Genomic DNA, 12,302 nt, shown 5'->3' with positions numbered 1-12,302 from the left:
ATAAAGTGTTTTAAAAAGCAAGAACTATGTCGTTGAGTAATCTGCTAATCATATTTTCATCCTCCTTTATGGCTTTGTTTCCCGTAGTAAACCCTTTGGGAAACGGTTTTGTCGTAAATGGCTTTTTTACAGACCTGGACCCAAAACAGCGAAAGACTGCCATTCAGAAGCTGATTTTCAACTTTATAATGATCGGTGTCGGTACTTTGGTGATAGGGCATCTGTTTTTGTTGATTTTCGGTCTGGCCATTCCTGTGATTCAGCTTGGAGGCGGCATACTGATTTGTAAAACGGCAATGGAATTGCTTGCCGATTCCGGTTCTTCTGATAAGGGAGAGTCTAACCAAAATCTGGATAGCTTTAAATGGAAGAATATAGAACAGAAGATATTTTACCCCATCACATTCCCCATCAGCATCGGTCCCGGCAGTATATCTGTCATATTCACTTTGATGGCCTCTGCCAGTGTCAAAGGGAAACTACTGCAGACCGGAATCAACTATTTTGTTATCGCACTTGTCATCATCTGTATGGCTGCGATACTGTATGTTTTCCTCTCACAGGGGCAGAGGATTATTCAGAAACTCGGGCCTGTAGGCAATCAGATTATAAATAAGCTCGTAGCCTTTTTTACATTTTGCATCGGCATACAGATTTCGGTAACAGGTATATCTCAGATCTTTCATCTGAATATCTTGTAATGATGAAAGGTTGATATGTATTTATCAGCAACCGGATCTCTGCTTATAGATACCCTTTCAGCACCTTTGCGATCCGTTTGTATCCTTCTGCATTCGGATGCAGTCCGTCACGGAACAGAGAAGAGTCTATCGATCCGTCTTTTTGCGTCAGTTGCGGAGCAAGGTCAATGTAAGTACAGTCTTTGCCTGCCAGTTGTTTTTGTAATTCCGCATCGATTCCGGCAATGCGGGCTTCCATCCCTTTTCTTGGCAGGATGCCCATGATACAGAGTTTTGCCTGCGGCTGACGTTCATGAATGGCTTTTGCGATCCGGCAGATACCTTCTATAATTTCTTCATCACTGTTGAATAACAGATTATTGGTACCTATCAGCAGAAATATATTGCGAGCCTGGAAACCGTCCAGTTCTCCGTGATAGATGCGCCATAGTACATTCTCTGTTTTGTCCCAGCCGAATCCGAGGTTGCGTACACTTCTCCCTTTGAATAATTTCTCCCAGGATTCTTTGCCAAACTGGTTATGCGCGATGGGTTCGCCTCCCCAGAAGTGTGTTATCGAGTTGCCGATCATCACTATTTCAGGAGCACTTTGTTTGTTCAGTTTCAAGATTTCTTCGTGACGGCCGTACCAATCATACGGATCTCTTTGTTGCTTGCATGGGATGCACGAAGCAGGTCCTTGATTGTCTTCACGCAAAATTTCACGTATTTTCTTCTGGTAGCTGTCAGCGTATTGTTGCATACCCAGGTCGGTGGAGTGAACACCATCTACCATGGCATCCATCGGGATACCGATCTCTTCCTTGGTCAGATAGTATACAGCCGGAACCTGCTCTTTTTGTAACGTTTCATATGCCTTGCGCAGTTCTGCATTGGCTACACGATAAGATTCTTCCGCACTTTCGGAACTATATTCGTTGCTATAACCGTCGTGTTCTACCAGCAAGATAGGGGTCCGGCTCTTTTCACGCAGCTTTTTCACTCCTTTCAGAGTGCGCTCGTATACAACGGCGGATTCTTTCTTTCCCGACAGATTGGGCATGCAATCGATGATATACAATTGCGCATCGATTTCAGACAATAGATCAAAGAGCGCTTCTTCCAGCTTTCCATTGCCGGAGAAACCAAGATTGATGACCGGATGTCCCAATTTCCGGTTTAAAATATTTCCCCATGCCATGCCCGGGCGGGAAGCGCAAGCTCCTTGTGCAATAGAAGTACCGTATATAACCAGTGGTTTTTCTTGTGAGACCGGTAGAAAACGGAAAGAGGCATCGGCAGGAACTCCTATTTCCATCCACGATACTTTATTGTATAACGGCAAAAATAATTGATATTCGAACCCGTTACCGGATTTGGCTGCATATGAAAGTCCGCTGAAACTGTAGGTTATCGTGTCACCCATGGAGTATCGTCCGGCACACCATCGTTCCCGTCCGTTGTTGTCCGTAGCGTATAAGTCTACACCCGAAACTCCGGTTGCCGGCATGTGTGGCATAGAGAGTCCGCCTTTCACCACATAACGAATCTTTATTTCCGGTGCATTGGAACGGAACGCAACAGACAGTCCTGCACTTTGCTGCGCCAAATCCCATAAAGGCTTGCGCACTTTATCCCGGGCCCGTAGAGGCAGTCGGGCATATGAATCTTTTAATTCGCTCTGCCATGCTTGTCCGCGCACCACATGGATATCTTGGTTTAATGGATTTGCCCATTTGTATTGTGCTTGCAGAGAAACACATCCCAGGAAAAGGGCTAAAAGGGAAAGTTGGAGTTTGGTTGTTTTCATAATCATCATCGTATTAGGGGCATGTAAAGGTAATTATTCCATCTCAAATATGCAATCGTCCTGACCAATAATAGACGAGTTACACACGGCTCTTTCATCTAACAACCGTCTTCCTCCCTTGTCCCTCCCCACAAAACCTTCCATTCGCACACAGCGATGTGGAAACAGCGCTTCGTTGTTTCTTTTTTAAGAAAGAATCCGGCCGGCTATTACCGGAGAAGTGTAGTAGATTAACCATTGTCATACAACTCTTTATCCAAGCCCGCGTACCTGGGCTGACGAGCCCGCATACCCGGGCTGATGAGCCCGCATACCCGGGCCGATGAGCCCGCATGCCCGGGCCGAGATAAGGATCCGACCATTTGCACTAAAGAGAGTAAGGGAAATGAAATGCTTTTAGAGAGATAAACGGATAAGAAATTGGACATATCCATTTGTTTTCCAAATCGTTACTATTGAAATATCCCCTAAAACAGCGGGTGGAAGATGGAAGATGGGGGTGGAAGATAAATGGCATAAAAACCGCATCTTCCACCAATCTATACATCTCACAATCAACGATATGCACTCTAAAAGGTGGAAGATGGAAGATCGAAACGCGCTTTTTGTATGAGAGGAAGGCAGGGTATGAAAGATTCGTGCGAGTTACACAACTGGTCCATGACGAGTTGTACAACCGGTATATGCCGGGGTACACAACTCGTCTATAGGTAGTTCAAGACCTTCACCGGATAAAGTCCGGTCAGAACCTGATAATCATTACTGAAAAATAGGGGAATCTCTTCTCACGGAGTTCTTCGTTGGAGCAAGAGTAGTATTCCTTCTCTGTTCCTACATTCTCAAAATAGTGATACTGATATTCTGGATGGCTGTTTATGCATTGGTGTACTTCTTCTACACATTGCGAGAGCTTCATAATGACCACTACGGTTTGTTGCTTCAGGTAATTTTCCAGCTCTTTGGTTGTGACAAGTCCGGGTAGTATAATCAGCCGTTCTTCCCGGCTGACGATGTGCATGCCTGCCATTGCTCCGGAAGCTATAAAAGCGGGAATACCTGCAATCTGTTCTACAGGGATACCGTCTTCCCGCAACTTGTCGTAAATATAATGGATGGAAGAGTAGAGACCTGCATCTCCTTCCGCCACAATTACAATGTTTTTTCCTTCCGCACGGAGTGTTTTGCTGCTTTCGTATACAGCTTCGTAGGCTTTTAGAGCTTGTGTCCGATCTTTGTCCATTGGAAGCCGAAAACATTGTACGGTGTCCGAGAATCCGAGAGTGTCCAAGATGGAAAGTGCCCGTGACGAAGATTTCCCGTCGCGGGTCATGGTGGCAGGACAAAAGATACAGTCGGCCGTTTGCAGGGCTTTGAATCCTTTCAGCGTTATCAGGTCCGGTTCACCCGGTCCTAAAGATACGAAACGTATGGGGTGTGATGTTGTCATTTGCTATCGGTTTATCATCTTAATGTTCTGCAAAAGTGAGGAAAATATCCCTATGAAACAAGAATTATTAAGTATCTTTGACCGCTATAATCTGAATTAAAAGACGAATACCGATGAAACAATTCCTGATTGGATGCGCACTGCTGGCCTGTATTTCTTTTGCCGGTTGCCGTCCGAAGAACAACCAGAACGTAACAACTGTAACCTGTGAGGCGGCCGATACTTCTTCCATCCGTATCACACCTGTTTATGCCAAAGGATTCAGAGTGACTTATACACCTACGTGCCGTTTGGTCGATATCAGTGATCCTCAGAAGGAAGGCAGCGAGTCTTTTCATTATGCGCTTGTACCCAGAGGCGTGAAATCCGAAAATATTCCTGCTGACTATACGATCATAGAAACGCCTGTTAAAAGTGTTATCTGTATGACCTCCTTGCAGTTATCAAATTTCATTAAACTGGATGCTTTAAGTCATGTGGTAGGTATTACGAGCACCCGCCATCTTTTCAACAAAGAGATGAACGAACGTCTGAAGCAAGGGAAAACAGCTAAGATAGGTATTGAGGGGAATTTCGATAACGAAGTAATCATGAGTGTAAATCCCGATGTCATTTTCATCTCACCATTCAAACGAGGCGGATACGATGCCATGCGTGAAGTAGGTATTCCGCTGGTTCCGCATCTGGGTTACAAAGAGATGACTCCGTTGGGGCAGGCCGAGTGGATTAAGTTTATCGGACTTTTTATAGGTGAAGAAGAAGCGGCCAACCGGAAGTTTGCGGCTATTGAAAAGCATTATAACGAACTGAAAGAGCGGGTTGCCCATGTAGAAAAGCGTCCGGTAGTTTTCAGTGGAGAAATCCGGGGAGGCAACTGGTATGCTGTAGGAGGTAAGAGCTTTCTGGCACAACTTTTCCGTGACGCAGGAGCCGACTATTTCTTGAAAAACGATCCCCGTTCAGGAGGTGTCACGCTCGATTTTGAAACGGTGTATAGCCAGGCAGAGAATGCCGATTATTGGCGCATCGTCAATAGTTTCGACGGAGCCTTTTCTTATGATGCACTGAAAAGCGAAGATCCGAGATATGCCGATTTCCGGGCTTTCCGTGATAAAGGGGTGATTTATTGCAATATGCGGGAGAAGCCGTTTTATGAAAGTATGCCTACCCAGCCGGAAGTTGTACTGGAGGATTTGATTAAAGCTTTTCATCCGGATTTGTTGCCCGATTATACTCCTGTTTATTACGAACGCCTCAATTGATCTGCCTGATGAAACGACCGACAGTACCTCTTATGTTGCTTATAGCGGCATCTATTTTTATCTTTTTCCTGTTGAACCTTCTTTTGGGTTCGGTTTCCATCCCTATCGGTTCGGTATGGAACATACTTTGGGGAGGGACAGATGAGTCCATTATCTGGCAGAATATAATCTGGAAATCACGTGTGCCACAGGCCCTGACAGCTTTAGTGGCCGGTGCCGGGCTTTCCATCAGTGGTTTGCAGATGCAAACCGTATTCCGTAATCCGCTGGCGGGACCTTCCGTACTTGGAATCAGTTCCGGTGCCAGTCTGGGGGTAGCTTTTGTCGTATTGCTGTCCGGTGCGTTGGGAGGTGTGGCACTTAGCAAACTGGGATATATGGGTGAAGTGGCACTTTCGTTAGCGGCTGTTATCGGAGCCTTGTCGGTTATGGCACTTATTGTATATGTGTCGCAAAAAGTGAAAGGGAACGTCACACTGTTGATAATCGGTGTGATGATTGGGTATGTGGCAAGTGCTATCATCGGTGTACTCAAATATTTTAGTGTGGAAGAAGATATCCGTGCCTATGTGATCTGGGGACTGGGAAGTTTTGCCCGTGTCTCCGGAGATCAGATGACTTTGTTTGTCTGCATTATGGTCGTACTGATTCCGCTCTCTTTCTTGTTGATTAAAACCATGAACCTGATGTTGCTTGGCGATGGATATGCCCGTAACCTGGGATTGAACATAAAGCGTGCCCGGCTTTTGGTAATCTCTTGTTCGGGAGTGCTTGTCGCCATTGTGACGGCTTATTGTGGTCCGATCATGTTTATCGGTTTGGCGGTTCCCCACCTTTGCCGTGCCATCTTTCACACTTCGGATCACCGCATCCTGATGCCGGCTACTTTGCTGGCGGGGGCGTCACTGGCTTTGGTGTGTAATCTGGTGGCCCGTATGCCGGGGTTCGAGGGGGCACTTCCTGTCAACTCCGTGACAGCATTGGTCGGTGCGCCGGTCGTGGCATCTGTGTTGTTCCGTAAACGTAAAAGTGAATTAAGTGAATAAAGATATGAAGCAGAAGACCATTCATATAGAGAACCTTTCGATAGGCTATCTGGGTAAGACCGATGTCAAAGTGGTGGCCGACCGCATCAATGCCGGCATTAACTGTGGCGAATTGACTTGCTTACTGGGCGCCAATGGAGTGGGGAAGTCTACTTTGTTGCGTACGCTTTCGGCTTTTCAGCCTAAACTGGGAGGCAAGATAGAGATTGTGGGTAAGGAAATCGATGCGTATACCGACAAGGAGTTGTCGACTGTGATTAGTGTGGTGCTCACCGAGAAATGTGACATACGCAATATGACGGTACACGAGCTTGTAGGTTTAGGCCGGAGTCCGTATACCGGTTTTTGGGGAACACTCCGTGGAGAAGACAAAGAGGTGGTTGAACGTTCTATTGCTCTGGTAAAGATTGAGAATCTGACGCACCGCATGGTACATACCCTGAGTGATGGTGAGCGCCAGAAAGCAATGATTGCCAAAGCACTGGCACAAGAAACCCCGGTGATTTTTCTGGATGAACCGACAGCCTTTCTCGACTTTCCCAGTAAAGTGGAGATGATGCAATTGCTCCACCAACTGAGCCGGCAGACCAACAAAACGATTTTTCTTTCTACCCACGACTTAGAGTTGGCTTTACAGATTGCCGATAAAATATGGCTGATGGATAAGATGAATGGAGTGACTATCGGCACTCCCGAAGATCTTTCCCTAAGTGGTAAATTGAGTAGTTTCTTCGCTCGTAAAGGTATTGTATTCGATCTGGAGACCGGTTTGTTCCGGGTAGATAATGAATATACATCACGAATACGTCTGGTAGGGCACGGACAGAAATATGCCATGGTACGTAAAGCCTTGCAGCGTAATGGAATTCTGGCAAATCGTAACATTGAGTCCGATATTTATATCGAAACCGGTGATTTGAAAGAGGGTAATGGATTCATTATGCATCTGCAGGAAGGAGAAGTGGTGACGGTGGGGAGCATTGAAGAATTGTTGGAGAAGTTAGGATGAAGCCCGCTTTTTCACCACAGAGGGCACGGAGGATTAATATCTGATTTTGCGAATACGTCAAATAAGAACATTAAAACTCTGTGCCCTCTGTGTCTCCTCTGTGGTGAAAAAATATAAGTGTCGATACTATTCAGACAAGCAGGCTGCCATTCCTTCTTCCAATGTGTGTGGGTTGTATCCGATTTCAGTTTTAGCTTTTTCAATGCTCAATCCGCTAAAGCGGGGACGGGGAGTAGCCTCTTGCATTTCTTCGGTAGTGACGGGCTCAATCAAAGAACGGTCCAGTTTCAGAAAATCGGCTACCCGGTAGGCGATTTCGGCAATCGTGAGACATTCATTCCCGCAAATGTGATAGATTCCGTTGGAGGAGTGAAACATCAGTTTTTCTACTCCTTCCGAAATATCTCCTACAAAAGTCGGTGTACGCCATTGGTCGGATACAACACGAATTGTTTCTCCTTTTCTCAACCGGTTGGCAACTAACTGAAGAATGTTGCCATGCTGCCCCGTGAGAGCCTTTCCATAAACAACAACTACACGCACTATTGCATAATTGCTGCAGCAATCAGCCACCACTTTTTCAGCTTTCAGTTTCGTAACTCCGTAATAATTGACCGGAGAGGCTTCATCTTCTTCTTTGTAGAGTTGATTGCTTTTACCATCAAATACAAAATCAGTTGACAGATGGATGAAACGGCTGCCATACTGTTCACAGGCATGTGAAATGGTTTCAACAGCCGTTACATTCGTGGCTTCAGCTTCTGCATGGTGAGTTTCACAATAATCCGGCACCGAAAGGGCAGAAGTATTGATTACAATGTCCGGTTGGGATTCATTGAATAACCTTTGTACGGCATCTGTGTCCCGAATGTCTGTACGTACAAAACGGTAACCCTTTCCGGGGCAGATATCATCTCTTAAAGAACATCCGGTGACATTGTAGATAGGTTTAGCCGACAAATCGTTCAGTATCCGGCGACCCGTAAATCCGTTTGCACCGATAATCAGTATGTTTTTCATTTCTTTCTTTTTTAATATGGATAGTAGCGTCCTTGTTGAACCTCGATGCGGATACCGAAATTACCATCGGAAGATTTCATTTCAAAAGCACCTTTGAAGTTATTCTTTTCCCATGGCATGGCACCATGGTTAGGCACCTTCTGGCCTTTGGCATTATATTCTCCGTATGTATTCAGGCGCATGCCGTTTTTCAGTTTAAACGATCCCATCTGGAGTTGTTGTGGAGACGAGAAGAAACCACCAAATCCGTATGAAAGAGAGGGCGTGAATACATTGGATAACCCTTGTGTCATTATAATGTCGGGATTTAGACTGAATATTCGGCTATAATCTTTGCTCGCATCGGGCAGCTCGAATTTATATTCCGGTAGTTTGGGAGGAGCTGCCATAAACAGTCCCATGTCGATCAGGAAGTCTCCGTATTGTTTGACGGTAGAGGGCAAATGCCGGATGCTGTCGGACGGTGATTCCGACTGTGCAGAAAGTGAGGCCGTACTCAGTAACAGCAGCAAAAAGAATATCAGCTTCTTCATATCCGTTGGGTTTATCTTTAGTGTCGCAAAGATATGAAAATAATCAGCTTGCCGTGAATCCTTTATTTCTTTTTTAGATGAATTACGGGACCGAAAACAGGGGTGGTTTCCCAGTGCCCTTTTATTGGATTAAATTCATGGACAGCTCCCCCGGTAATACCGAATTTATCATTGAACATGTAGTCGAGTGTACCTCCGAAATGGCTCTGCATATAGAGATCGGGAACCATATACCCCATTTTAGAGTTACGTTGGCCATTAAGTGAATATTGTCCGAATACGTTCAAGTATAGATGGTCTGTAAGTCGGTAAGTGATGTTCCCGTTGATGCCGGCATCGAAGCGTGAACCTGCCATTGGAGCAGTGGGGATACGCAAGCTTGGCATTATATATTGAGCTACATATATTCCTCCCGAGAAAGTCCAGCGGTCGTTGGGGGTGAAGGAATAGACAGCACCTGCTTTTATTATGGTTCCTATACTGAGATAAGTGTTGTGGTTGCTGAAAGTACTAAGATAGCTGTTTCCGGAAAGGTCGAACTCATTATAGCGGTTGTAGTCCCCATATGAAAGGATTGAAAGAAGTACCCAGTTGGGGAATAATCCATCCGGATGGAATATTCTCTATGTGTGGCATACGGAAAGTCATACTGTCACCGGTTGCAGAGTGCAGAGTTTCTTCGGGGAGATTATTGTCTGATTGAATCTTTCTGTCGCTGTGATGTAATTCCTGACGGATTTCGGGCACAGTCCTGCGATGACCTGTGACGCTGTCTTGCGGTTGTTCCGTTTGTGCAAAGGCTATCGTAGACATGATTGCCAGTATAAATGTGCTGTATATCTTTGAGGTTATCATGCTGTTTTTTTAGTTTAATATCAATTTGTATCCGATTCCTCTGACATTTACGATGCGTATACGTTCGTCAGCCGATAATTTATGTCGGAGTTTAGTGATGAAAACATGTAAGCTCCGTGAATTGAAAAAGCTATCGTCTCCCCAAAGGTCGAGTAGTACATTCTGTGTGTTGACTACCTGATTCTGATTTTCGCAAAGCCGTTTTAGAATTTCTGTTTCCCGATGGGAGAGCTCTTGTTTCAATCCGGCATGTGTCAGTGTTTGTGCAAGGGTATCGAACAAATAGTTGCCTATCTCAAACCGTGTGGTTATTTTCTTTTCTTCTGCAAAACTGAATGCCTTACCTACCAATGCTTTAATACGGATGATCAGTTCCTGCATTCCGAATGGCTTTTTCAGGTAATCATTGGCGCCCAATTCAAAACCTTCTACTACGTCATTGATGGCCGAACGGGCTGTCAGGAAAAGTACCGGGGTCTGTTTATCGGTCTGGCGGATACGTCTTACCATCTCAAAGCCATCCATACGTGGCATCATCACGTCGGCTACCAGTACATCCGGACGTATGTCGAAAAACATACGCAATCCCTCTTCACCGTTGGCAGCAATGGTGAGGGTGAAGTCATTCTCTTCAAGTGTATCCTTGATAATCATGGCGAGGGTCAGTTCGTCTTCCACTAATAATACTTTAATTTTCTCTTTCATAACATAATGGTGAATGTACTACCGTGTCCTGGTTCGCTTTCTACACAAACTGTGCCTCCATGCTTCTCAATCATTGTTTTCACATAGTAGAGTCCCAGACCGTATCCTTTTACGTTATGGAGATTTCCGGTCGGTACACGGTAAAATTTGTCGAATATATGTTTTTGTTTCTCTTGTGCGATACCTATTCCCTCATCGGTGACTGAAATTTCTACTTTTCCGTTAACTTCTGTTTCACGACAGCGGATATGGATAACGGCTTTCTCTGGTGAGTATTTCACGGCATTGTCTATCAGATTACTCAGAATATTGCTGAAATGAGTCCGGTCGGCAAATACCGTAAGATCTTCTGGTTCTGTTTTATAGTCAATGCTGACGGGTTTCTTTGCTTTGAGTCGATGTTGCTCTGCTAATGTTTCGAGCAAAGGGATAAGAGTTATCTCTTCCGGGCGGAGTCGGAAAGCCTTACGCTGTTCCATACTCATCGTTAGTATCTGTTCGACCAGCCCACTGAGTCTTTGCAGTTGCTCCTGGCTGATATTTAGATATCTGTCTCGCTTTTCTTTTTCATCAGCTTGTCCGAAGTTTAGCAATGCGTCGTTGGCGGCATATGCCACAGCTATAGGGGTCTTTAATTCATGCGTGATGTTGTTGGTGAAATCACTTTTCATTTCTTCCAGTGTTTTCTGTTTCAGCAATGTACGGATCAAGTACCAGAAAGAGAATCCTAATATCAACAAAATGATAAATGAAGTAATAAGTATACCAGCCATCTGCCGGACAATAACTCCGGCTACAGAATCCATCCGGAGGCGGTAGAGCGAGTGTGAATGGATGTCGAAAGTATAGTCGTAAGTATGTGCATCCGGTCCGGGGATGTAGTCCGCTGTACCGGCAACTCCCAAGGTATCGGTAAAAAATTGAGTAGAATCGAGAGTGTGGCTGAAACGCAGATATTCTATCCGATATGGAAGTGTTATTCCCCTTTCTTGCAGGCTTAGTGTCAGCAGGCTGTCGTAGGACTGAAAGTCGGGATCCATGATTATGTCAAGTCCCGAATGTAATCCCCTTTGAAAATAAGTAGCCAGTTCGAGCATGCTACTCTGATCTTTCAATAATAGGTCCAGACCACCTTTCGTTTGTAGCATGGCAGCTTTCACTTCCTGCGAAGTAGAGTCCTGGGGGATTACTTTTATTTCCCTCTGATCATTACGGACTACGATCAGGGTGTCCAGTTTTTTTTCGGTTCTAAGAATGGTGTCCTGTTGTACATCCATACCTTTGGGAACCTTCTCTTTATGAACTGTAGTGCTGCTGCGAACCAGTGTTCCACCTTCATCATTGTACCCGGCAGAGACAGAGATCTCACCATGATCTTTGTCATCACGGCGCATGCATTCTATGCGTAGCATCATTTCATTATAATCACATGTGCGCATAGCCTCGGTAATGGAATGCTCCATGTCTGTTTTCATGGTATGGTACATGCTGACCAACCAATATGTCTGATAGGCAAAAATAGCTATCAAAGAGGCTATTACGAGTATGGCAATATGTTTTATGGGGAGTTTCATGCAAACAAAGATAATAGCAAACTTTCTGGATTATCACATCTGATAAGACTAAATAACACTAAAGTCAAAAACTACAGTGATGAAATAGCCTGATTAGCAGGATATTCGTGAAGTCAAAGAAAAATGAATAGTGAATTAGGTAACGATTGATTTTTGAGGTCAATTTCATTATTCTGCATTAATCTTCAAAGAACTCTCTTTCAGGTAAAGATAAAATATTTGTTTGTTACTTCGATAACTTGGATTGGAAATATATAAAATTGAGAATTTGTCTGTTTTTGTCTGCATATATACTGAGTTTCAAAAGATAGCTAATATGTCGATTTTTTAATGTATTGATAATGAATGTATAACTTATGTG

At 44.6% G+C, this 12,302-nt stretch carries 12 protein-coding genes; 4 read left to right on the top strand and 8 right to left on the bottom strand.

The annotated features are described in order from the left end of the window. Window positions 1–26 precede the first annotated feature (26 nt). Complete coding sequence (locus tag QK890_RS01895) at window positions 27–701, top strand: MarC family protein (RefSeq protein ID WP_005805743.1); 675 nt, start codon at window positions 27–29, stop codon at window positions 699–701. 43 nt (window positions 702–744) lie between these two features. Here the strand turns inward: QK890_RS01895 and QK890_RS01890 are convergent, their stop codons facing one another. Together QK890_RS01890 and QK890_RS01885 are read right to left on the bottom strand one after the other, a co-directional pair. Continuing rightward, a complete protein-coding gene (locus QK890_RS01890; RefSeq protein ID WP_032539383.1) occupies window positions 745–2,490 on the bottom strand; it encodes an SGNH/GDSL hydrolase family protein in 1,746 nt (581 codons plus the stop codon). Between the two features lie 742 nt (window positions 2,491–3,232). After that, on the bottom strand, window positions 3,233–3,937 hold the full coding sequence (locus tag QK890_RS01885) for a precorrin-2 C(20)-methyltransferase (protein ID WP_005777562.1): 705 nt from the start codon (window positions 3,935–3,937) through the stop codon (window positions 3,233–3,235). A 113-nt stretch (window positions 3,938–4,050) separates the two neighbouring features. Between QK890_RS01885 and QK890_RS01880 the strand changes: the two genes are divergently transcribed. From QK890_RS01880 to QK890_RS01870, 3 genes are read left to right on the top strand one after another with little or no spacing between them, the layout of a single operon-like run. Then, window positions 4,051–5,199, top strand: coding sequence for an ABC transporter substrate-binding protein (locus tag QK890_RS01880; RefSeq protein WP_320889380.1), 1,149 nt, complete (start codon window positions 4,051–4,053; stop codon window positions 5,197–5,199). An 8-nt stretch (window positions 5,200–5,207) separates the two neighbouring features. Then, on the top strand, window positions 5,208–6,245 hold the full coding sequence (locus tag QK890_RS01875; protein ID WP_022012794.1) for an iron ABC transporter permease: 1,038 nt from the start codon (window positions 5,208–5,210) through the stop codon (window positions 6,243–6,245). A 4-nt stretch (window positions 6,246–6,249) separates the two neighbouring features. Beyond that, entirely contained in the window at window positions 6,250–7,254 is a 1,005-nt protein-coding gene (locus QK890_RS01870) for an ABC transporter ATP-binding protein (RefSeq protein ID WP_032529945.1), read from the top strand. Window positions 7,255–7,380: 126 nt separating this feature from the next. On the opposite strand, the gene QK890_RS01865 is transcribed toward QK890_RS01870, so the two are convergent. The 6 genes from QK890_RS01865 to QK890_RS01840 form a co-directional block, all read right to left on the bottom strand. Continuing rightward, a complete protein-coding gene (locus QK890_RS01865) occupies window positions 7,381–8,274 on the bottom strand; it encodes an SDR family oxidoreductase (protein ID WP_032529946.1) in 894 nt (297 codons plus the stop codon). Window positions 8,275–8,285: 11 nt separating this feature from the next. After that, entirely contained in the window at window positions 8,286–8,807 is a 522-nt protein-coding gene (locus QK890_RS01860; RefSeq protein WP_032529947.1) for a hypothetical protein, read from the bottom strand. 62 nt (window positions 8,808–8,869) lie between these two features. Beyond that, the gene (locus QK890_RS01855; RefSeq protein ID WP_367627138.1) at window positions 8,870–9,193 is read right to left on the bottom strand and encodes a hypothetical protein; all 324 of its coding nucleotides are present in this window, start codon (window positions 9,191–9,193) and stop codon (window positions 8,870–8,872) included. Window positions 9,194–9,350: 157 nt separating this feature from the next. After that, window positions 9,351–9,662 (bottom strand): hypothetical protein, encoded by a 312-nt coding sequence (locus QK890_RS01850; RefSeq protein ID WP_367627137.1) that lies wholly within the window; start codon window positions 9,660–9,662, stop codon window positions 9,351–9,353. A 9-nt stretch (window positions 9,663–9,671) separates the two neighbouring features. Then, window positions 9,672–10,367, bottom strand: a complete 696-nt coding sequence (locus tag QK890_RS01845) for a response regulator transcription factor (RefSeq protein WP_005805762.1) — start codon at window positions 10,365–10,367, stop codon at window positions 9,672–9,674. Beyond that, on the bottom strand, window positions 10,364–11,941 hold the full coding sequence (locus QK890_RS01840) for an ATP-binding protein (RefSeq protein ID WP_032539326.1): 1,578 nt from the start codon (window positions 11,939–11,941) through the stop codon (window positions 10,364–10,366). Before QK890_RS01840 ends, QK890_RS01845 begins: the two co-directional genes overlap by 4 nt. Between the last annotated feature and the right edge of the window lie 361 nt (window positions 11,942–12,302).

Origin of the sequence: Bacteroides sp. NGMCC 1.200775 (genome assembly GCF_040798045.1) — a bacterium.
Classification (GTDB): Bacteria; Bacteroidota; Bacteroidia; order Bacteroidales; family Bacteroidaceae; genus Bacteroides; species Bacteroides hominis.
The sequence above is the reverse complement of the archived record's forward strand: the minus strand, read 5'-3'. Positions and strand labels throughout refer to the sequence as shown.